Consider the following 21,163-nt stretch of genomic DNA (forward strand, 5'->3'; position numbering starts at 1 on the left):
GCCATGCAACCCGTCTACTCAAACAATGGCGGCACGCCCGTCAGCGTCCTCTCACGCCGAAAATCTCAAGACCCGAGTCAAATCAGCAACATCCCGACCGCTCCACAGCCCCAACCGGACAGCCGTGCCCTTGTGGCGGGACCCCCTCTCGCAGCCGCACGGGCGGAGGGGTGGCGCGCCAGCGCGCCAGGGCGTCTCACCGTCAGCTGAACCAGGGGTTCCCGCCACAAGGGCGGGAATGACGGAGGAGAAGGAGTGCGGCAGGGCGAATCGACCGTGCTTCAACCCCAAGCCTACACCCTGAACGTCCACCCCATCCACACCTCCCCGCCCCTCATCCCCAGCCAAACCGCGCCACGCCCTCGCCCTGCGCGGTGACGCTCCCTATATCTCCGGTCACAGAACAACCCCGTCCGGACGCTCGCCCTTGGCCCGTCAGCTTCGATTGTCGCTGCACACCCCGCCCTGCTGGGACCGGGAGGCCTTTGCGCCGTCGCCGACCAACGTCCAGGCGCTGGCGGCGCTGGACGCCTGGCCGGCCTGGCCCGAGGGGCGGCTGGCCCTGGTCGGGCCGGCGGGGACCGGCAAGACCCACCTGGCCCGCGACTGGGCCCGGCGGCATGGGGCGGTGGAGATCAAGGCCACCCGCCGCGGCGGTCCGCCGCTGGACCTGGCCAGCCTGCGCGGCCTGCCGCTGCTGGTCGAGGACGCCGACCGCCGGGCCGAGGGCGACCTGGTCGACGACGAGGCGCTGTTCCACCTGATCAACATGGCCGGGGTCGACGGCGGCAGCCTGCTGCTGACCGGGCGACTGGCTCCCGTGGCCTGGGAGGCGGCGGTGCCCGACCTGCGCTCGCGGCTCAACGCCCTGAGCGTGGCCCGCATCGAGGAACCCGACGACATCGTGCTGGAGGCGGTGCTGCGGCGCGGCTTCGAGGCCGCCGGCATCCGCCCGTCCGCCGACCTCTATCCCTACCTGCTGGCCCGCATGCCCCGCTCGGCCCCGGCCGCCCTGGCGGCGGTGGCGGCCCTCGACGAGGCGGCGATCGAGCAGGGCCGCGAGGTCACCCGCGCCCTGGCCGTGGCGGTGCTGGATTTCGGGGAGGATGGGGAGGAGGAGGAATAACTCCCTTCCCCCTTGATGGGGGAAGGGTCGGGGATGGGGGTGACGCGGCGTCGGCCGCCTCCACCGTTCCTTGGGGCTTCATCCGCCGTATCACCCCCATCCGACCCCTTCGGGGCCACCTTCCCCCATCAAGGGGGAAGGAAGTACAAGAGCCTATGTCTTGCTCCTGTCACCACCGTCCGTCACCATAGGGCCCGTCCACGGAGCACCTCATGACCGACGCCGCCACCCTGCCCCTGCCCGCCGCGCCGTCGCCGGCCGCGCCGGACCCGGCGGGCCTGCGGCTGGACCATGAGCTGCTGGGCGCGCCCGAGCGGTTCTTCAACCGGGAAACCTCGTGGCTGGCCTTCAACCAGCGGGTGCTGGAGGAGAGCGCCAATCCCCGCCATCCGCTGCTGGAGCGGCTGCGGTTCCTGTCGATCAGCGCCAACAACCTCGACGAATTCTACATGGTCCGGGTGGCCGGCCTGAAGGGCCAGGTGCGCGAGGGCGTGCGGGTGGTCAGCCAGGACGGCCTGACCCCGGGCGAGCAGCTGGCCAAGATCAACGCCTCGGCCGCCGAGCTGATGGCCGAGCAGCAGCGGATCTGGCGCGAGGTGCGGGTGGAGCTGTGGGGCGAGGGGCTGAAGCTGCTCGACGCCAAGGACATCGTCGGCCCCGACCGCGAGCGGGCCGAGGAGCTGTTCCTGACCCGGATGTTCCCGGTGCTGACGCCGCTGGCCATCGACCCGGCCCACCCGTTCCCGTTCATTCCGAACCTGGGCTTCTGCCTGGCCCTGAAGCTGCGCCGCATCGCCGACGACAAGCACCTCTACGCCCTGGTGCCGGTGCCCAGCCAGGTGCAGCGGTTCTGGGAGCTCAGCCAGGCCCCGGCCCGCGCCAACCGCAAGCGCGAGCGGCGGATCGTGGCGCTGGAAAGCTTCATCATCCTGTTCCTGGGCCACCTGTTCCCCGGCTACGAGGTCGAGGGCCGCGGGCTGTTCCGCCTGATCCGCGACAGCGACCTGGAGATCGAGGAAGAGGCCGAAGACCTGGTGCGCGAGTTCGAGGCCCGGCTGAAGAAGCGTCGGCTGGGCCGCGTCGTGCGGGTCAAGATCCAGACCACCATGCCCGACGACCTGCGCGAGTTCATCATCGAGGGCCTGCGCGCCGCCCCCGAGGACGTGATCATGGTCGACGGCAAGCTGGGCCTGGCCCAGATGGCCGAGCTGATTCCGCCCGACCGCCCGGACCTGAAGTTCAAGCCGTTCAACGCCCGCTTCCCCGAGCGCATCCGCGACCATGGCGGCGACTGCTTCGCGGCGATCCGCGAGAAGGACATCCTGGTCCACCACCCGTTCGAGAGCTTCGACGTGGTGGTGCAGTTCATCCGCCAGGCGGCCCGCGACCCCAATGTGCTGGCCATCAAGCAGACGCTGTACCGGACCAGCAAGGACAGCCCGATCGTCGCGGCCCTGATCGAGGCGGCCGACAACGGCAAGAACGTCACCGCCCTGGTCGAGATCAAGGCGAGATTTGACGAAGAAAATAACTTGAAGTGGGCTCGAGACCTGGAGCGGGCCGGGGTCCACGTGGTGTTCGGCTTCGTCGACTGGAAGACCCACGCCAAGCTGTCGGTGGTGGTGCGGCGCGAGGGCGAGGCCCTGCGGACCTATTGCCACTTCGGCACCGGCAACTATCACCCGCAGACGGCGCGGGTTTACACCGACCTGAGCCTGTTCACCTGCGACGGGGCCCTGGGCCGCGACGGCGGCAAGCTGTTCAACTTCATCACCGGCTACGCCCAGCCGCACGGGCTGGAGAAGCTGTCGTTCAGCCCCGAGACGCTGAAACCCGACCTCCTGACCATGATCGCCCTGGAGGCGGCCAACGCCCGGGCCGGGCGGCCGGCCGGGATCTGGGCCAAGATGAACGCCGTGGTCGACCCGCAGATCATCGACGCCCTCTACGCCGCCAGCCAGGACGGGGTGCAGATCGACCTGGTGGTGCGCGGCATCTGTTGCCTGCGACCGGGCATCCCCGGCCTGTCGGAGAACGTCCGCGTCAAGAGCATCGTCGGCCGCTTCCTCGAGCACGCCCGCATCGTCGCCTTCGCCAACGGCGCCAACATGCCCAGCAGCCAGAGCCGGGTGTTCATCAGCTCGGCCGACTGGATGCCGCGCAACCTCGACCGCCGGGTCGAGAGCCTGGTGCCGGTCGAGAACCCCACCGTCCACGAGCAGATCCTCAACCAGATCATGGTCGCCAACCTCAATGACGAGGCCCAGAGCTGGACGCTGGACGCCGACGGCCACTACGCCCGCGACCCGGCCTGGGACCGCAAGGGCGCCTTCTCGGCCCACGAATATTTCATGACCAATCCCAGCCTGTCGGGCCGCGGCCACAAGGTGAAGGACCTGCCCCAGGCGTTCGACCATGTGGGACCGCGGCGGGCCTGATCGGCCTTTCCACGGTTTCCAGGCTTCCCCTCCCCGCCCAATAGGCTAAACCAGCCCCATGCCTTTTGCGGCGCCGCGCGACGCGGCCGTCATCGATATCGGCTCCAACTCGGTGCGCCTGGTGGTGTACCGGCTGGAAGGCCGCGCCATCTGGACCGTCTTCAACGAGAAGGTGCTGGCGGGGCTGGGCCGTGACTTGGGCGACGGCGGACGCCTGAACCCGGAGGGCGTCGCCCAGACCCTGGCGGCGCTCAAGCGCTTCCGCGCCGTGCTGGAGGCGGTCAAGCCGGCCGAGACCTTCGTCGCCGCCACCGCGGCCGTCCGCGAGGCCCGGGACGGGCCGGCCTTCGTCGAGCAGATCCGGGCCGAGACCGGCCTGGTCACCCGGGTGCTGTCGGGCGAGGAGGAGGCCCGCTACGCCGCGGTCGGCGTGCTGGCCGGCACCCCCGACGCCACCGGCGTGGTCGGCGACCTGGGCGGGGCCAGCCTGGAGCTGATCCGGCTGGAGGCGACCGGGGCGGGCCTGGGCGTCACCCTGCCGCTGGGCCCGTTCAGCCTGGGCCTGTCGGACGGCTTCGACCTGGAGAAGGTGCGCCGCCTGGCCGCCCAGCGCCTGGCCCCGGTCGCGGAGGCCTTCAAGACCGACACCTTCCATGCGGTCGGCGGCGCCTGGCGCAACCTGGCCCTGCTGCACATGCGCCTGAGCGACTATCCGCTGCACGTCGTCCACCAGTACAGCATCAGCCGCGGCGAGGCCCTGGACGCCGCCCGCCTGGTGGCCCACCAGTCGCGCAGCTCGCTGGACCGCATCCAGGGCATGAGCCGCAAGCGCTCGGAGACCCTGCCCTACGCCGCCGTGGTGCTGGAGGCGCTGATCGAGAGCCTCGACCTCAAGCGCATCGAGATCTCGGCCTATGGCGTGCGCGAGGGCCTGCTGTTCGAGGCCATGCCGCCGCGGGTGCGGCGGCTGGACCCGCTGATCGAGGGCTGCTCGTCCCTGGGGGCCCGGCAGGGGGTGGCCGACGAGCTGGGCGAGGCGCTGGACGCCTGGCTGGCCCCGGCCCTGTCGGCCCTGCCGCCCTGCTTCAGCCCCGAGCGCGACCCGGTGCTGATCTCGGCCGCCTGCCGCCTGGCCGACCTCGGCGCGCGGCTGCACCCCGACCACCGCGCCGACCTGGTGTTCGAGCAGGTGCTGCGCGCCCCGATCGCCGGCCAGACCCATGCCGAGCGGGCCTTCCTGGCCGCCGCCGCCTTCGCCCGCCACGCCACCGCCTTCGACCCGCCGGAGATGGACGTGCTGGAGCGGCTGCTGTCGCCCGGCCGGCTGAAGCGGGCCCGGGTGCTGGGCGCCGCCATCCGCCTGGGCTGCGACCTGTCGGGCCGCAGCGCCCCCCTGCTGGCCCGCTCGCGCCTGGCCATCGACAAGGGTGACCTGCTGCTGGCCGCCGAGCCCGGCTACGCCGACCTGCTGCTGGGCGAGCAGACCGGCAAGCGCGCGGCGACCCTGGCCCAGCTGCTGGGCCTGAAGCTGAAGGTCACGGCGCTGTAGGTTCGACCGCGACAGTGCGCCGCGCGCGGCCTTCGCCCGGCGCGCACGGTTTGTTATCCACAGGCCCCGCAAGCTCCCCCGATCAACAAGGGGGAGCGACCATGCAGAAGCAACGGATCGTCGAATATATCGAAGACGCCCACGAAATCTCCGCGCCCGCGGCCCAGCCGGCCCTGAGGCTGGCGACCGGCGACGAGGTGGACGTGGTCAGCCCCGCCCGCCGGCTGCAGGACGACCTGGCCAACGCCTTCAGCGCCGAGGCCGCCTGGTCGGTGAAGCGCACGGTGATCGCCGGCGCGGCCTTCCATGTCGTGGTGCTGGGCTCGCTGGGCCTGGCCGCCGGCAGCCTGATCCTGCACCTTACCCGTTAGTACTTGTAATCCTTGCCGCCCGGATAGCCGCCGCCGCCATAGGCCGCGTCGAGGGCGGCGTAGTCGGTGGGGCCAGCCGGCGTGCGGGGGATGGCGGCGGCGAACTCCACCCAGCGCGGCTTCTTGTAGGAGGCGATCCGCGCCCGGCAGTGCTCGATCAGGTCGGCGTCGGTGACCTCGGCCCCCGGCTTGCGGACGATGATCGCCTTGACGCTCTGGATCCAGCGCGGGTCGGGCACGCCGATCACCGCCGCGTCGGCCACGGCCGGATGGCTGCGCAGGCAGCCCTCGACCTCGGCGGGATAGATGTTCTCGACCCCGGACTTGATCATCTGCACCTTGGGCCCGACGAAATTGATCGAGCCGTCGGGCTCGCGCTTGCCCAGGTCGTTGGTCAGCCACCAGCCGAAGCGCGTGCGGCGGGCGTTGATCTCCGGGCGGTTCCAGTAGCCCAGGCCGACGGTCGGGCCGCGCACCCCCAGCTCGCCGACCTCGCCGTCGGGAACCTCCTGGCCGTCCTCGTCGAAGATGCGGACGGCGGCGATCGGGCTGGTGCGGCCGAAGATGCTCGCGGCCTTGCGGTCGTAATGGGCCCAGGTCACCAGGCCGCCGACCTCGGTCTGGCCGTAGCCCATCATCGAATAGTCCTCGGTCGGCAGGGCGGCCGAGCGGAAATGGGCCAGGTCGTAGCGGCCATCGGCGTTGAAGGCGTGCAGCTCGTCGATGGTCTTGGGCACCAGGAAGGCCAGGCTGCATTTCTCGGCGTGCAGGGCCTCGGCGATCACCGCCACCTCGGTCCGGCGGATCATCACATTGGCCCCGCCGGCATGGAACACGCCCAGGGTCACCATCAGCGTGCCGATGTGGAAATGCGGCCCGGAATTGAGGAAGATCGTCCCCGAGGTCAGGCTCTGGACCAGCATGATGTTGACGTTCTGGGCCATCACCCCGGCCTGGCTGAGGATCGCCCCGTTGGGACGCCCCCCGAAGGCGGCGGTGTAGATGATCACGCAGCCGGCGTGGACGTCGATCGGCCGCGAACGGCGCTCGCCGTCGGCGGCCTGCAGCCGGCCCTCGTAGCCGTCGGGCCCGGCCTCGTCGAAATGGATCCAGGTCCCCTGCTTCCACTGGGCGAGGCCGCGGGCGGCCTTGACCGCCTCGCCGATCTCGCCCTCGTGCCACAGAAGCACCTTGGGCTGCAGGTCGTCGATGACGAAGGCGATCTCCTCGGGCGACTGGCGCCAGTTGAGCGGGCAGAACATCGCCCCCAGCATGGCGCAGGCGAGGATGCCCTCCAGCACCGCCAGCGAGTTCTGGCCCAGCCACAGCACCCGCTCGCCGGGGCCGACGCCCAGCGATTCCCACAGGTTGGCCAGGCGGTTCACGCGGTCGTCGAGGTCGGCATAGGTGTAGCGGCGGCCCTCCTGCACCAGGGCGGTGCGGGCGGGATAGGAACGCCGGTGCTCCTGCAGCACGTCCAGCAAGGTCAGGGTATGCAGGGGATCGGACATGGGGGCTCTACATCAGGCGCTGGGTTTGCGGGGCTTGAACACGGGGGCGATCCGCCCGTCGTGCAGCGGACGGAAGTCCACCTCGACTGGCAGGCCGCAGGCCAGGGCCTCCGGCGGGCAGTCGACGAGGTGGGCGAACATCGAAAAGCCCTCGGGCAGTTCGACGGCGGCCAGAACATAGGGCGTGGCCATGCCTGGAACCGGGGCTCGGTGGATGGTCGTGTAGCTGTAGACCTCGCCCTGGCCGCCGACCTCGACCCAGCTCCAGTCGATGGAGAAGCAATGGGTGCAGGCCACCTCGGGCGCGAAGAAGAACCGCTGGCAGGCGTTGCAGCGCGGGGCGATCAGCCGGCCCTTGGCGGCGGCCTCCCAATAGGGCCGCGACAGGCTGGTGACGGGAAAGTCGAACGCGGCTTCGGCCATGGCTCAGCTCCCGGTCAGGATCAGGGTTTCGATATGCTGGGCGCCGGAGCCCGCATTGGTGACCAGGGCCACCTCCGCGTCGGCGACCTGGCGGTCGCCCAGCCCGCCGCGGATCTGGCGCACGCCCTCGATCACCTTGCCGGTCAGCTGGCTGGTGCCGGTCCAGCTGCCGGCCAGCATGCCGCCGTCCAGGTTGGTCGGGCAGTCGCCGGCCAGGGTCAGCCGGTCGCCGGCGACGAAATCGCCGCCCTCCCCCTCGCCGCAGAGGCCCAGCATCTCGAACTGGCGCAGCACCTCGAACGAGCACGGGTCGTACATGCAGAACACGTCGACATCGGCCACGCTCAGCCCGGCCTGGCCGAAGGCCCGCTTGACCGCGACCTCGCCCAGGGTGCGCACGTCGCGATAGAGGGGCGGATTGATGTAGTTGCCCTGGGCGAACTCCATGGCCCCGCCGGCCACCCGCACGCCCTTGACGTTGAGGTCGCGGGCCCGCTCGGCCGTGGTCATGATCAGGGCCGCGCCCCCCTCGTTCATCAGGCAGCAGTCGAGCCGGTGCAGCGGGTCGGCGATCATCGGCGAGGCCAGGATGTCGTCGACCGTCACCGGCTCGCCGCCGAACAGGGTGGCTTCGGGATTGGTCCGGCCATGGTTGCGGATCACCGCCGCGACATGGGCGATCTGCTCGGAGGTGGTGCCGAACTGGTGCATGTGACGGCGGGCGACCAGGGCGAAATAGGCCATGGTCGAGGCGCCGTAGGCGTCGATCCATTCCAGCCCCATGCCGGAGCCGACCGCCGCGCCGGTGGTGTTGAACGGCCCGGCCCGGGCGCTGCCGATCACCACGGTGTCGCACAGCCCGGCCGAGATCGCCGCCCCGGCCTTGAGCACGCCGCGCACGCCGGTGGTGTCCATGTAGTGGCTGTCGACCCACTTCAGCGGCGCGCCGAAATAGGGAGCCCAGCTGGCGGAGTCGCCGGGCGCGCCGCCGGGGCCGGGCCATTCCAGGGCCACGCCGTCGATGTCGCGCCGGTCGATGCCGGCGTCGGCGATCGCGCCCTTCACGGCCTCTATCAGCAGTTCCTGCGAGGCCCGGCCCGGCAGGGTCCGCGCCTGCCGGGTCAGATAGACCCCCACCACCACCGGATCGCGCGCCGAAGCCATTTGTCAGTCCTGACCGAACGGGCGCCGGGCGGACGCCATCGGCGGGGATTGTCTGTCTGCGGCTGGCCGGGTCAATGCGCCGACGCCGATCGGGGCCACAGGATCAAGCATGCGATGAGGCATGGATCGCCCGCAGCGCCACCTTGTTCACCTTGCCGCTGGGCAGGGTCGGGAAGGCGTCGAGAAACAGCACCTGCTTGGGCTTCTTGTAGCTGGCGATCAATCCGGCCGTATGGGCGATCAGCGCCGCGGCGTCGACCTGGGCCCCCGGATGCAGGATGACCGCCGCCACCACCGCCTCGCCCCACTTCTCGTCGGGTGCCCCGATCACCGCCACCTGGGCCACGGCCGGATGCTCGGCGATCGCCCGCTCCACCTCCTGCGAATAGATGTTCTCGCCGCCGGAGATGATCATGTCCTTCTTGCGATCGACCAGGAAGATCCGCTCGCAGGCGTCGAACCGGCCCAGGTCGCCGGTCTTCAGCCAGTCGTCGTGGAAGGCCTCCAGCGTCGCGGCGGTGTTGTTCCAGTAGCCGCTCATCACCGCCTCGCCGCGGATCCACAGCTCGCCGACCTCGCCGACCGCACAGTCGCGGCCGTCGTCGCCGACGATCCGCACCTCGGTCAGCGGATAGGCGTTGCCGATCGAGCCGAGCAGCTCGACCAGGGGGCCGTCGACGGCGTGCAGGTGCTTGGGCAGGGCCGCGCCGGTGCCCTCGGTCTGGCCCCAGGCGTTGACGAACACCGGCCCGAAGCGGTCCAGGGCCCGGCGCAGCACCGGCACCGGCATCGGCGCGGCGGCGTAGAGGATGGTCTCGACGCTGGAGACGTCATGGGCGTCGAAGCCGGGATGGTCGACCAGGGCCTGGACCATCAGCGGCACCAGGTGCAGGTGGCTGATCTTCTCGTGTTCGATGGCGTTCAGCACCGCCTCGGGGTCGAAGGTGCGGTGCAGGTGGATCTCGCCGCCGCGCCACATCTGGGCCAGCATGCTGGACTGGGCGCCGGCGTGGAACATCGGCATCACCTCCAGCATCCGGCCGCGCGGCCGCACGTCCATGGCCAGGCAGACGCACTCGCCCATCGCCAGTTCGGCCCGGTGCGAGCGCATCACGCCCTTGGGCCGGCCGGTGGTGCCGGAGGTGTAGATGATATGGGCGATGTCGTCGGGCCGGGCCTGCAACGGCGCGCCCTCGGGATCGCCGGTCTGGAGGAAATCCTCGTAGGCGACGGCCCAGTCGGGGGCGTCGCCGATGCAGACGAAGGTCTCGATCGACGGCAGGGCGGCCTTCAGGCCGGCGACCACCTCGGCGTACTGGCTTTCGAACACCAGGGCCCGCGGCGCGGTGTCGCCCAGCACCCAGGCGATCTCCGGCGGGGCCAGGCGGAAGTTGACGGTGCTGAGGATGTAGCCCGACAGCCAGGCGGCGCTGAAGGCCTCGGCATATTCGGTGCAGTTCATCGCCAGCACCGCCACCCGGTCCTGGCGGCCGCAGCCGGCGCGGTGCAGGGCCGAGGCCAGGCGCCGGGCCCGCTCCAGGTGCTGGCGGTGGGTGAACCGCCGCTCGCCCTGGACCAGGGCGACGTCGTCGGGCGAGAACCGCGCGGCGCGGGTGATCAGGTCACTCAGCGTCCTCATGCCACGGCCTTTCGCGACCAGGCGGCGAAGCGTTCGAGATGCAGGTCGGTCGGGCCGAACAGGCCGCGGGCGAGGACGGCGCGCTTGTAGAAATGACCGACCACATATTCCTCCGTCACGCCGATGCCGCCGTGCATCTGGATGGCCTCGCCGGTCACCTTGACCGCCGCCTCGGCGATCTGGACCTTGGCGGCGGAGACGCCGGCCCGCCGCGCCTCGGGGTCCGGCTCGGACAGGGCGGCAATGCCGCGCAGCAGCATCGACCGGGCCAGCTCGGTCTCGACCAGCATGTCGGCCATCCGGTGCTGCAGGGCCTGGAAGGTGTTGAGGGTGACGCCGAACTGCTTGCGGGTCGACAGGTAGTCGCGGGTCAGCCACAGGGCCGCGTCCATGGCCCCGACGCACTCGGCCATCAGGCCGATGACGCCGTGGTCGACCGCCAGCTCGATCCCGGCCAGCGCCCCGCCCTCCGGCCCGATCCGCGCCGCATCGCTCAGCGCCAGATCGGTCAGCACCAGGTCGGCGACCCGGCGGCCATCGACCGCGTGATAGGCGATGACCTCCAGCCCGTCCGCGTCGGCGGGAACCTCGAACAGGGTTACGCCGCGGGCGGTGCGGGCCGAGACCAGCAGGACGTCGGCGCTGGGACCGCCGAGCACGAAGGCCTTGCGTCCGTTCAGCCGCCAGCCGTCGGCGTCGGGTTCGGCGCGGGTGGTCACGGCCGAGTCGTCGCCGCGCAGGCCGGTCTCGTTGTGGGCCAGGGCGACCAGCGTCTCGCCGGCGACCAGGGCCGCCAGCAGCGTCTCCTTGCGCGCCGGCTCGGCCAGGGCGACCAGGGCCCGGGCGGCGATGATCGCGCAGGACAGGTAGGGCTCGACCACCAGAACCCGACCGAATTCCTCCTGCAGCAGCGCCGTCTCGACCGGCCCGCCGCCATAGCCGAAGTCGTCCTCGGCCAGGCCCGCGCCCAGCCAGCCGAGCTCGGCGAAGGTCTTCCACAGGTCGCGCGAAAAGCCGTCGGCGCCGCGCAGCTGATGGCGGCGGCGCTCGAAGCCGTAGTCGCGCTCGCACAGCCGTCGCGCGCTCTCCTTCAGGGCGGCCTGTTCCTCGGTCAGCGAGAAGTCCATCGTCCTATGCCCTCACAGACCCAGCACCGACTTGGCGATGATGGTGCGCTGGATCTCGTTGGCCCCGCCATAGATCGTGGTTGCGCGCCGGAACATCGCCCGCGACAGCCAGCCGGCGGCATAGTCCGGGGCCGGCGGCACGGGGGCCAGCACGTCCATGTTGTCCTGGCCCTCGACGTCCGGGAACACCGCCAGGCCGTGGTCGCCCAGCGCCTCGACGGCCAGGTCGGCGATCCGCTGGCGCAGCTCCGACCCGCGCAGCTTCAAGACCGAGGCGGTGGCGTTCAGGGCCGGATCGCCCTCGCGCATCTGCAGCACCCGCAGTACGGCGGTCTCCAGGGCCCGCAAGTCGATCTCGAACCGGGCCAGGCGGGCGGCGAACAGCGGATCCTCGATCAGCGGCCGCCCTCCCCGCCGCTCGACCGCGGCGATCTCCTTGACCATCGCCAGGTCGAAGGCCGTATGCGGCGTCTCCGCGCTCATCGTGCGCTCGTTGGTGAGCAGGAACTTGGCGTAGCCCCAGCCCCGGTTCTCGTCGCCGACCCGGTTCTCGACCGGCACGCGGACATTGTCGAAGAACACCTCGTTGACGCTGAGGCCCTCGTTGATCGTGTAGATCGGCCGCACGGAGACGCCCGGGCTGGTCATGTCGATCAGCAGGAACGAGATGCCGGCCTGGGGCCTCGCCTCGGCGTCGGTGCGGACCAGGGCGAACATCATGTCGGCCTTGTGGGCCTCGGAGGTCCAGGTCTTCTGGCCGTTGACGACATAATGGTCGCCGTCGCGCACGGCGCTGGTCTTCAGCGACGCTAGGTCCGAGCCCGAGTTCGGCTCCGAAAAGCCCTGGCACCAGAAGGTGTCGGCGTTGAGGATGGCCGGCAGGTAGCGGGCCTTCTGGACCTCGTCGCCGAAGGTGTAGATCACCGGTCCGACCAGTTCGAGCGCCGCCTGGTCGGGCACCGGCGCGCCAGCCGCCCGCAGCTCGACCTGGAACAGGTGCCGCCGCAGCGGCGACCAGTCCGTGCCGCCATATTGCTGAGGCCAATGCACCGCGGCCAGGCCGCGGGCGTTGAGAATGCGCATCCAGGTCTGGACGTCGTCATGGGTCGCGTGGAAGCCGCGGCGGCCGCGGCGGGCGATGTCCGCCGGCAGGGCCTGGCGGATGAAGGCGCGCATCTCCGCCTGGAACGCCGCGTCGGCCGGATCGAGATCGAAGTTCATGGCCCGACCTTACTCCAGCCGCGCGCGATGCCAGCCGTCGCCGCTGCGCCGATCGCATCCGCGATCCGATGGCCCTCGCGCCGGCTCACAGTTCGCCGACCCGCGGCGCGGCGTGCATCTCGCCGGGGAACATGTAGACCTCCTGCGCCACCGAGGCGATCAACTGGCCGGCCCGGTCATAGATCCGGCCCTGGGCCAGGCCGCGGCCCGAACCGGCCCAGGCGCTGCTCATCTCGTAGAGCAGCCAGTCCTGCGGATCGGCGGCCTGATGGAACCACATGGCGTGGTCCAGGCTGGTCAGGCGCTGGCGCACCGCGTCGGGATGCGGAACCTTGGCGACCCCGCCCAGCCAGAAGTCCGACAGATAGGCCAGGCCGCAGGCCCGCAGGTCGGCGCTGGCCAGGGCCGGCGGCCGGGCCCGCATCCACAGCTGGCGCTCGGCCTCGCGATTGCCGGCCCCCGACGGCACCAGCCGCCGCTCCACCAGCGGCAGCAGGGTCAGCGGCGGCGGCGCGTTGGGATCGCGCCCGGCGCACACCGCCCGTTCGAACGGGTCTTCCGCCGAGACCGCGTCCGGACCCTGGACGGCGGGGGCCGGCCGGGCGTGGGCGACGCCCTCGGTCCCCCCATGGAACGAGGCCTCCATGTGGAAGATCGGCACGCCCTTCTGCCGGGCCGTGACCCGCCGCGTGGTGAAGTTGCGGCCGTCGCGGGTGCGCTCGACCTGGTAGACGACCGGCTCGGTCTCGGCCCCGGGACGGATGAAATAGCCGTGCAGCGAATGGGCTGGCCGGTCCTCCACCGTCAGCAGGCCGGCCCGCAGGGCCTGGGCCAGGACCTGGCCGCCGAACAGGGCGCCGCTGAGGTTCGGCTCGGTCCGCCGCGAGCGGAAATAGTCCGAGCCGATGTCCTCCAGGTCGAGGAGGTCCAGCAGGGTCAGCCCTTGCGCCATCAGCCCGTCGCGCCGGTCTTGGCCTGGATCATGCGCCAGTAGTCGGTCGCGTCGACCGGCACGGTCAGGGTCGAGGGGTCGCGGATGGCGTCCCACTGAGCGGCGACGCCCTCGGGCGAGAAGTCGTCCAGCACCACGCCCTGGTTGACGGCGACGACGGCGCGGCTGATCCAGCCGCAGCCGGCGTTGAAGATCTCGCCCGAGGCCGGGCAGCTCTGGTGGGCCAGGGCCAGGACCAGCGGGGAGACCCGCCCGGTCGACATCGGATCCTCCTGCGGCGTCTTCGGCTCGGTCGCCTCGCCGGACATGCCGGCCGTGGCGGTCAGGCGGGTCGCCGCCGTCGGGGCCAGGGCGTTGACCTTGATCCCGGCCTTGGCGCCCTCGATGGCCATGACCCGCATCATGCCGACGATGCCCAGCTTGGCCGCGCAATAGTTGGCCTGGCCGAAGGCCCCGAACAGGCCCGACGGCGAGGCAGTCATCACGATGTTGCCGCCGCCGTTCTCGCGCATCCAGTTGAAGGCCGGCTGCACGGTGAACATCGTGCCGCGCAGGTGGACGTCGAGGATGATGTCCAGCTCCTCCTGGCTGAGCTTGGAGAAGCTGCGGTCGCGCAGGATGCCGGCGTTGGCGATCACCGCATCGACCCGGCCGTAGGCGTCCAGGGCCGTCCTGATGATGTTGGCGCCGCCGGCCTGGGTGGCGACGCTGTCGAAATTGGCCGTCGCCTCGCCGCCGGCGGCGCGGATCTCCTCGACCACCCGCGACGCGGCCGACTGGTCGTCGCCGCGGCCGTCGGTGGAGCCGCCCAAGTCGTTGACCACGACCTTGGCGCCGCGCTCGGCCAGCTGGAGCGCATAGGTGCGGCCCAGGCCGTTGCCGGCGCCCGTGACGACGACGACCTTGTCGTCGAAGCGGATGGTGTCAGCCATGAAAGGTTTCCTCGTTTGCGCCCGGGATCGGACGCGTCAGGTGTGCTTGAACTTGGGGCGGCGCTTCTCGATGGCCGAGGCGCGCTTTTCGGCCGCGTCGTCGGTGGACTGGCTGGCCAGCACCGCGCGGTTCTCCAGCTCGATCGCCGCCTCCAGGCTGCCGGCGCCCTGGTTGAACCACAGCGACTGCTTGGTCAGCCAGATGCCGACCGGGCTGTTGACGGCGACGGCGTCGGCCAGGGCCAGGGCCTCGTCCATCAGGGCGGCGTCCTCGACCGCGCGCAGCACCAGGCCGATGCGCTCGGCCTCGTCGGACTGCACGGCCCGGGCGGTCAGCAGCAGCTCGGCCGCCCGCTGGGCCCCGACGGCGCGCGGCAGCAGGTAGCTCATGCCGAGCTCCGCGCCGGTCCCGGCGTTGTGGATCACATTGACGAACTTGGCCGACTTGGCGGCGATCGTCAGGTCCGAGGCCAGGGCCAGCGAATAGCCGATGCCCGCCGCCGTGCCGTTGACCGCGCAGATGATCGGCTGCGGCATGGACCGCATCAGGATCGGGATCTGGCCCAGCACCCGCATCGTGTACTTGCCGGCCTGGATGCGCCCCAGGCCGGGCCGGACCCAGGCCGGCTTGCCGCCGACCCGCACGTCGTGCCCGGCGCAGAACGCCCGCCCCGCCCCCGTCAGGATGATCACCCGCACGTCGGGATCGTCGCGCAGGCCCTCGAAGGCCGCGATCAGCGCCTCGTACATCTCGAAGGTGAAGGCGTTCAGCGCCTCAGGCCGGTTCAGGGTGATGCGGGCGACACCCTCGGCGGGCGTGTCGACCAGAACCGCCGCGGAGGTTTGGGTGTCGGTCATCGGCGGCCCCTCAGCGCGGAAGGCCGAGCGCGCGCTCGGCGATCATGGTCTTCAGGATCTCGTTGGCCCCGCCCGAGATCGTCCAGGCGTAGCTGAGCAGGAAGTCGTGCATGACATTGCCGGTCTGGTGGCCGCCGCCCAGCACGATCGGCCGCCGCAGCTGCCCCGCCAGCCCGCCCAGCTTCAGGCGGAACTCGGTGTAGCGCCGCAGCAGCTCGGAGAAATGCACCTTGATGTAGGTCGGCATCGTGGTCGAGCCCATGTGCGGATCGGTCTCGATCTCCTGCATCAGGGCGCGGATCATCAGCCGCAGGGCGACCATGTCGCTATAGGCACGGGTGAAGGCGCGGCGGGCCTCGTCGTCCTTCAGCCAGGCCGCGTCGGTCCGCTTGGCCTCGGCCAGGTCGGCGTCCAGCGTCCGGGCCATGCGCTCGGACAGCTCGAAGATGATCAGGCCGCGTTCGGCCGACAGGGTCGACTGGGCGATGGCCCAGCCGGCGTTCTCCTCGCCGATCAGGTCGGCGACCGGGATCTCGACATTGTCGAGGAAGATCTCGCAGAACTCGGCCTGGCCGGTGGCCTGGCGGATCGGCCGCACGGTGACGCCCGGCGCCTTCATGTTCAGGATGAAATAGGAGATGCCGGCCTGCTTCTTCGGCGCGGTCGGGTCGGTGCGGGCCAGCAGCAGGCAGTAGTCGGCGAAGGCGCCGTAGGACGACCAGACCTTCTGACCGTTGATCACATAGACGTCGCCCTTGCGCTCGGCCCGGGTGCGCAGCGACGCCAGGTCCGATCCCGAACCCGGCTCGGAAAAGCCCTGGCACCAGACCTCGCCGCGCTCCTTGACGCCGGTCAGGTAGCGGTCCCGCTGCGCCTTCGACCCGTTGCCGAACAGCGTGGCCGGCAGGTGGTAGAGCGAGATCACGAACATGTCGGGATTGGGCGCCTGGGCCCGGGCGATCTCCTCGAAGATGATGACCTGGTGGCGGATGCCGATGTCGGCCCCGCCCCAGTCGCGCGGCCAGTGCGGGGTGGCCAGGCCGACCTTGCCCATCTCGGCGAACCACCAGCGCTGGAAGGCGACATAGTCGGCCTCGCTCGCCCCGGTCATCCGCGCGTGCCAGTCGGCCGGCACCACCGCCTCCAGCCAGGCCCGCACCTCGGCGCGGAAGGCGTCGAGGTCGTCCTTGCAGGCCAGGGGATCGAAGCGGCGGGTCGTCGGGCTGGTCGCGGTCTGGACGGACATGGTCATGCTTCCTCAGGCCGCCGCCAGCAGCAGGTCGGTGACCCGGTCGAGATAGGCCGCCGGCCCGCCGAACAGCTGCTCGTTCAGCTTGGCGCGCTTCAGATAGAGATGGCAGGGATGCTCCCAGGTGTAGCCGATGCCGCCGTGCAGCTGCACCGCGTCCTGGGCCACCCGGGCGTAGACCTCGCTGGCCAGGGCCTTGGCCGCCAGGGCGTAGCGCCCCGCCGCCGGATCGCCGATCGCCATCTTCGCCACGGCCTCGGCGACCAGCGCGCCCGAGGCGACCAGGGCGATCTTGTGGTCGGCGCAGCGGTGCTTGAGGGCCTGGAACGAGCCGATCGGCTTGCCGAACTGCTCGCGGGTCTTCAGGTAGTCGAGGGTGATCTCGAACACGGCGTTGGCTCCGCCCCGGGCGTCGCTGGCCAGGGCTATGGCCGCGTGGTGCAGCAGGGCCTGGGCGATCTGGCCAGCGTCGCCAGGCAGCACCCGGCCGGCCGGCAGGGCCAGGCCCTCGAAACGGACCACGCCCAGGTGCCGGGTGCGATCGACCGTGGCGGCCTTCTCGACCCTCACGCCGTCGACGGCGGGTTCGACCAGCACCCAGCGCAGGGCCTCGCCTTCCCGGGCCAGCAGCAGCAGGACGTCGGCCGCCGCGCCGTCCAGCAGGTCCACGGCCTCGCCGTCCAGCACCACGCCGCCGTGGGGGCCGGCCGACAACGTCAGGGTCGGCGTCAGGGCGCCGGGCGTCAGCATCGACACGGCCCCGGCCAGCTCACCGGCCGCCAGGCGCGGCGTCCAGGCCGCCTGCTGGGCCGCATCACCGCCCAGGGCCAGGGCTTCGACGACCAACATGGTCCCCAGCACCGGCAGCGGCGCGACCGATCGACCCAGCTCCTCATAGAGCACCGCCAACTCGGCCGGTCCCAGGCCGAGGCCGCCGTGGTCCTCGGCCGCCGACAGGGCCAGCCAGCCCAGCTCGGCCGCCTGCGACCACAGCGGCTGGTCGCGCACGCTCTCGGCGTTGGTGAAGGCGGCCACCTTCTCGTGCGAGGCCTGCTCCGCCAGCACCGCGCGGACGCCATCACGCAGCGCCTCCAGGTCCATGCCGTCCGAATTTCCGTCGCTCATCGCGGGCCTCTCAGAACAGCACGTCGGTGGTGAAGTCGGGCGGACGCTTTTCTTCCATGGCCTTCAGCGCCTCCTTGGCTTCGGCGCCGGAGAAGTTGACCATCTCGAAAGCCGCCGACAGGTCGAAGATAGCCTCGTTCTGGCGCAGCCAGTGGTTCAGCACGTACTTGGTCATCCGGACCGCGGTGGGGGCCGCCGCCGCCAGTTCCAGCGCGACCTCGATCGAGGTGGCCTCCAGCGCCTCGGCGTCCACCGCCAGGGCGACCAGATTGTTGCGCTCGGCCTCCTCGCCGGTCATCGGGCGATTGGTCAGCAGGTAATACTTGGCCTTGGCCATGCCGCACAGCAGCGGCCAGACGATCGCCGCGTGGTCGCCTGCTGCGACGCCGATGCGGACGTGGCCGTCCAACAGCTTGGCCGTCTTGGCCGCGATCGGCACGTCGGCCAGCAGGGCCAGGGCCAGGCCCGCCCCGACGGCTGCGCCATTGATGGCCGAGACGATCGGCTTGCGGGAGGCGATGATGTTGCGGACCAGCCGGGTGGCGTTGTTGAAGTCCTGCGAGAACTGCTGGTTGGGGTCCAGGGCCCCGGCCACCGGCATGTCGTCCAGCGCCCCGCCGGCGCAGAAGGCGCGACCCTCGCCGGTGATGATCGTCACCCGGGTGTCGGGGTCGGCGTCGATCACGGCCCAGACTGCTTCCAGCTGGCGGTGCATGGTCGGCGTCACCGCATTGGCCTTGCCCGGATTGCTCAGGGTCAGCCGCAGCACCTGCGGCGCGGGGCGGTCGAACTTCAGGCGGTCGAAGGCGGCGTAGCGGTCGGTCATTGGTCGCTCTCGAACAGGCCGGCGGCGCCCGTGCCGCCGCCGATGCGCAGGGGAACGACGACACGCCAGGCGCCTCGCCGCCCCGCCTGGATAGGCCGATGTCCGGCCGGACGCGAGGACGGCGTCGCAGCGCCGGCCGGCGGGTCGAAGAGATGGGCGTGGAAGCTTTGCACGGGGGTCAATTTGCGCGCCGCGCCGGGTGTCGCAAGAACGGCGGGGCCGCTATCACAACCGCGATATGGCGGTGGCCAGTGGCCCTGGGCGGGTCGTCACCCCGTCCGGCGCGATGCTATGCCTTGGCCTCAAAGCAGGAGACCACCGACATGGCCATCGATCTGAGCATCGACAACGGCGTCGCGACCGTGACCATCAACCGGCCCGAGCGCAAGAACGCCATCCTCCTGGCCATGCGCACCGAGATCGAGACCGCCTTCCTCAAATGCCAGGACGACGACGCCGTGCGGGTCATCATCCTGACCGGGGCCGGCTCGGACTTCAGCGCCGGGGCCGATGTCGGTGAGATGGGCGGCGGCGGCGTGGCCGGCTCGCTCTATCGCATGCGCCACCTGCACCGGATGGCGCGGGCGGTGGCCAACACCAACAAGCCGGTGATCGCCGCGGTCGAGGGGGTGTGCATCGGCATGTCCTGGGCCCTGGCCCTCGCGGCCGACATCACCGTGGCGGCCGAGAACGCCCGCTTCCAGTTCGCCTTCCGCCACATCGGCCTGGCCCCGGACGGCGGCGCGGCCTTCCTGCTGACCCGCTATGTGCCGATCCAGCGGGCCAAGGAGATCATGTATTCCGGCCGCTTCGTCAGCGGGACCGAGGCCCAGCAGCTGGGCCTGGCCCTGCACGCCACGCCGCCCGGCGAAGCCCTGGCCAAGGCCCGCGAAGTCGCCGCCGGCTTCGTCAACGCCCCGACCATCGCCCTGGCCATGGCCAAGCGCCAGTTCGACGCCGCCCCGGCCCAGACCTACGACCAGGCCCTGGATTTCGAGGCCAACATCCAGCCGCTGATGGTGCAGACCGAGGACTTCCGCGAAGGCACCAACTCCTTCAAGGAAAAGCGCAAAGCCCAGTTCGTCGGCAACTGAGCGATGGACGTCACCCATCCCGACGCCGAGTTCCGCGCCTTCCTCGCGCAGGGCCGGTTCATGATCCAGCGCTCCAAGGGCGACGGCGTCCATGTCTTCTATCCCCGCGTCCTCGCCCCCGGCACCGGCGCGCGGGACCTGGAGTGGGTCCAGGCCAGCGGGCGCGGCGTGGTCTATTCGACCACCGTGGTGCGCAAGAAGCCGCCCGAGCCCAGCTACAACGTCGCCCTGATCGACCTGGCCGAAGGGCCGCGGATGATGAGCCGCGTCGAGGGACTGGATCCCGCCGCCCTCGCCATCGGCATGGCCGTCCAGGCCCGCATCGTCGACCAGGACGGCGAGCCGGTCGTGGTCTTCGACGTCGTGGGGCGGCCGGCATGAGCGACTTTCCGCGCGGCCGCACGGCCATCGTCGGCGCCGCCACCTTCGGCCAGGGCAAGGCTCCCGGCTACGAGGCCTCCGACCTCGCCGCCATCGCCAGCGCCATGGCCCTGGAGGACGCGGGCCTGTCGCTGGCCGATGTCGACGGCCTGTTCTTCTGCCATCCCACCGACACCATGGGCGGGCTGTCCTTCGCCCAGTACCTGGGGATCCGCCCCAAGGTTACCGACAACAACCGCACCGGCGGCTCGGCCTTCCAGACCTATGTCGAGCACGCCGCCTATCTGCTCGACGCCGGGGCCATCGACTGCGCCCTGATCGCCTATGGCTCCAATCAGGCGACGGCGACCGGCAAGCTGGTCTCGACCGTGCAGCCAATGCGCTACGAGGCCCCCTATCGCCCCCTCAACCCGGTCAGTTCCTACGCCCTGGCCGCCGCCCGCTACCTGCACCAGTACGGCGCCCGGCGGGAGCAGCTGGGCGAAGTGGCCCTGGCGGCCCGCAAGTGGGCGGCGCTGAACCCCGAGGCCTTCAAGCGCGACCCGCTGACGATGGACGACTACCTGGCCTCGCGGATGGTCTCTGATCCGCTGTCGGTGCTCGACTGCTGCCTGGTGACCGACGGGGCCGCGGCGGTGGTGATGACCCGCGCCGACCGGGCCCGCGACCTTAGGCGCCCGCCGGTGCCGGTGATGGGCGCCGCCGCCGAGACCCACCACCGCGAGATCGGCTGGCTGGAGGACCTGACCGTCACCGCCGCCGCCCGTTCCGGCGCGCGGGCCTATCAGCGCGCCGGCCTGACGCCGGCCGACATCGATCTGGTCCAGGTCTATGACGCCTTCACCATCAACACGATCCTGTTCCTCGAAGACCTCGGCTTCTGCCCGAAGGGCGAAGGCGCGCGGTTCGTCGAGGACGGCCGCATCGCGCCGGGCGGGGCCTTGCCGGTCAACACCAATGGCGGCGGCCTGTCCTGCTGCCATCCGGGCATGTATGGCCTGTTCCCGATCGTCGAGGCGGTGCGCCAGCTGCGCGGCGAGGCCGGCGAGCGCCAGGTCGCCGACGCCCGCTTCGCCATCGCCCACGGCAATGGCGGCGTGCTGTCCAGCCAGGCGACGGTGATCCTCGGCGCCGACGGGGCGTAACTCAACGAAAAAAGGCCGCGCCCGAGGGCGCG

General features: G+C 71.0%; 20 protein-coding genes. 7 read left to right on the top strand and 13 right to left on the bottom strand.

Translation table 11 applies throughout. The features are described 5' to 3' along the window. The first annotated feature begins 427 nt into the window (after positions 1-427). The 4 genes from hdaA (at position 428) to ACIPQB_RS19585 (ending at position 5,484) form a co-directional block, all read left to right on the top strand. Entirely contained in the window at positions 428-1,126 is a 699-nt protein-coding gene (hdaA, locus tag ACIPQB_RS19570; RefSeq protein WP_446486938.1) for a DnaA regulatory inactivator HdaA, read from the top strand. Positions 1,127-1,338: 212 nt separating this feature from the next. Continuing rightward, positions 1,339-3,564, top strand: a complete 2,226-nt coding sequence (locus tag ACIPQB_RS19575) for an RNA degradosome polyphosphate kinase (RefSeq protein ID WP_446486939.1) — start codon at positions 1,339-1,341, stop codon at positions 3,562-3,564. 58 nt (positions 3,565-3,622) lie between these two features. Beyond that, complete coding sequence (locus ACIPQB_RS19580; RefSeq protein WP_446486940.1) at positions 3,623-5,113, top strand: Ppx/GppA phosphatase family protein; 1,491 nt, start codon at positions 3,623-3,625, stop codon at positions 5,111-5,113. A gap of 101 nt (positions 5,114-5,214) precedes the next feature. Next, positions 5,215-5,484, top strand: coding sequence for a hypothetical protein (locus tag ACIPQB_RS19585; RefSeq protein ID WP_446486941.1), 270 nt, complete (start codon positions 5,215-5,217; stop codon positions 5,482-5,484). Here the strand turns inward: ACIPQB_RS19585 and ACIPQB_RS19590 are convergent. From ACIPQB_RS19590 to ACIPQB_RS19650, 13 genes are all read right to left on the bottom strand, one after another. Further along, on the bottom strand, positions 5,481-6,995 hold the full coding sequence (locus tag ACIPQB_RS19590) for an AMP-binding protein (protein WP_446486942.1): 1,515 nt from the start codon (positions 6,993-6,995) through the stop codon (positions 5,481-5,483). The two genes, ACIPQB_RS19585 and ACIPQB_RS19590, sit on opposite strands and share 4 nt — an antisense overlap. A gap of 12 nt (positions 6,996-7,007) precedes the next feature. Further along, positions 7,008-7,418: a Zn-ribbon domain-containing OB-fold protein gene (locus ACIPQB_RS19595; protein WP_446486943.1), complete on the bottom strand. Its 411-nt coding sequence runs from the start codon at positions 7,416-7,418 to the stop codon at positions 7,008-7,010. A gap of 3 nt (positions 7,419-7,421) precedes the next feature. Beyond that, positions 7,422-8,582, bottom strand: a complete 1,161-nt coding sequence (locus tag ACIPQB_RS19600) for a thiolase family protein (protein ID WP_446486944.1) — start codon at positions 8,580-8,582, stop codon at positions 7,422-7,424. Positions 8,583-8,685: 103 nt separating this feature from the next. Beyond that, positions 8,686-10,221 carry a class I adenylate-forming enzyme family protein gene (locus ACIPQB_RS19605; RefSeq protein WP_446486945.1) on the bottom strand — a complete coding sequence of 512 codons (1,536 nt, stop codon included), beginning with the start codon at positions 10,219-10,221 and terminating at the stop codon, positions 8,686-8,688. Next, on the bottom strand, positions 10,218-11,348 hold the full coding sequence (locus tag ACIPQB_RS19610) for an acyl-CoA dehydrogenase family protein (protein WP_446486946.1): 1,131 nt from the start codon (positions 11,346-11,348) through the stop codon (positions 10,218-10,220). Before ACIPQB_RS19610 ends, ACIPQB_RS19605 begins: the two co-directional genes overlap by 4 nt. A 12-nt stretch (positions 11,349-11,360) precedes the next feature. Further along, a complete protein-coding gene (locus ACIPQB_RS19615) occupies positions 11,361-12,569 on the bottom strand; it encodes an acyl-CoA dehydrogenase family protein (protein WP_446486947.1) in 1,209 nt (402 codons plus the stop codon). Positions 12,570-12,654: 85 nt separating this feature from the next. Next, positions 12,655-13,521 (bottom strand): acyl-CoA thioesterase, encoded by an 867-nt coding sequence (locus ACIPQB_RS19620; protein ID WP_446486948.1) that lies wholly within the window; start codon positions 13,519-13,521, stop codon positions 12,655-12,657. Then, positions 13,521-14,453 (bottom strand): SDR family NAD(P)-dependent oxidoreductase, encoded by a 933-nt coding sequence (locus tag ACIPQB_RS19625; RefSeq protein WP_446486949.1) that lies wholly within the window; start codon positions 14,451-14,453, stop codon positions 13,521-13,523. The genes ACIPQB_RS19620 and ACIPQB_RS19625 overlap by 1 nt, the downstream gene beginning before the upstream one ends. A gap of 36 nt (positions 14,454-14,489) precedes the next feature. Then, entirely contained in the window at positions 14,490-15,311 is an 822-nt protein-coding gene (locus ACIPQB_RS19630; protein WP_446486950.1) for an enoyl-CoA hydratase/isomerase family protein, read from the bottom strand. Positions 15,312-15,321: 10 nt separating this feature from the next. After that, a complete protein-coding gene (locus ACIPQB_RS19635) occupies positions 15,322-16,557 on the bottom strand; it encodes an acyl-CoA dehydrogenase family protein (RefSeq protein ID WP_446486951.1) in 1,236 nt (411 codons plus the stop codon). Positions 16,558-16,569: 12 nt separating this feature from the next. After that, on the bottom strand, positions 16,570-17,685 hold the full coding sequence (locus tag ACIPQB_RS19640) for an acyl-CoA dehydrogenase family protein (protein ID WP_446486952.1): 1,116 nt from the start codon (positions 17,683-17,685) through the stop codon (positions 16,570-16,572). 10 nt (positions 17,686-17,695) lie between these two features. Next, positions 17,696-18,511 (bottom strand): enoyl-CoA hydratase/isomerase family protein, encoded by an 816-nt coding sequence (locus ACIPQB_RS19645; RefSeq protein ID WP_446486953.1) that lies wholly within the window; start codon positions 18,509-18,511, stop codon positions 17,696-17,698. Next, positions 18,508-18,693, bottom strand: coding sequence for a hypothetical protein (locus ACIPQB_RS19650; protein ID WP_446486954.1), 186 nt, complete (start codon positions 18,691-18,693; stop codon positions 18,508-18,510). The genes ACIPQB_RS19645 and ACIPQB_RS19650 overlap by 4 nt, the downstream gene beginning before the upstream one ends. Before the next feature lie 141 nt (positions 18,694-18,834). Here ACIPQB_RS19650 and ACIPQB_RS19655 point away from each other — a divergent pair, with 141 nt between their 5' ends. Genes ACIPQB_RS19655 through ACIPQB_RS19665 form a run of 3 tightly spaced genes read left to right on the top strand, consistent with a single transcriptional unit; the run spans position 18,835 to position 21,131 of the window. Then, on the top strand, positions 18,835-19,605 hold the full coding sequence (locus ACIPQB_RS19655) for an enoyl-CoA hydratase/isomerase family protein (RefSeq protein WP_446486955.1): 771 nt from the start codon (positions 18,835-18,837) through the stop codon (positions 19,603-19,605). A 3-nt stretch (positions 19,606-19,608) separates the two neighbouring features. Next, on the top strand, positions 19,609-19,986 hold the full coding sequence (locus ACIPQB_RS19660) for a Zn-ribbon domain-containing OB-fold protein (RefSeq protein WP_446486956.1): 378 nt from the start codon (positions 19,609-19,611) through the stop codon (positions 19,984-19,986). Next, on the top strand, positions 19,983-21,131 hold the full coding sequence (locus ACIPQB_RS19665) for an acetyl-CoA acetyltransferase (protein ID WP_446486957.1): 1,149 nt from the start codon (positions 19,983-19,985) through the stop codon (positions 21,129-21,131). Before ACIPQB_RS19660 ends, ACIPQB_RS19665 begins: the two co-directional genes overlap by 4 nt. The last annotated feature ends 32 nt before the right edge of the window (positions 21,132-21,163 follow it).

The sequence above is a fragment of the Caulobacter sp. LARHSG274 genome (assembly GCF_052871235.1).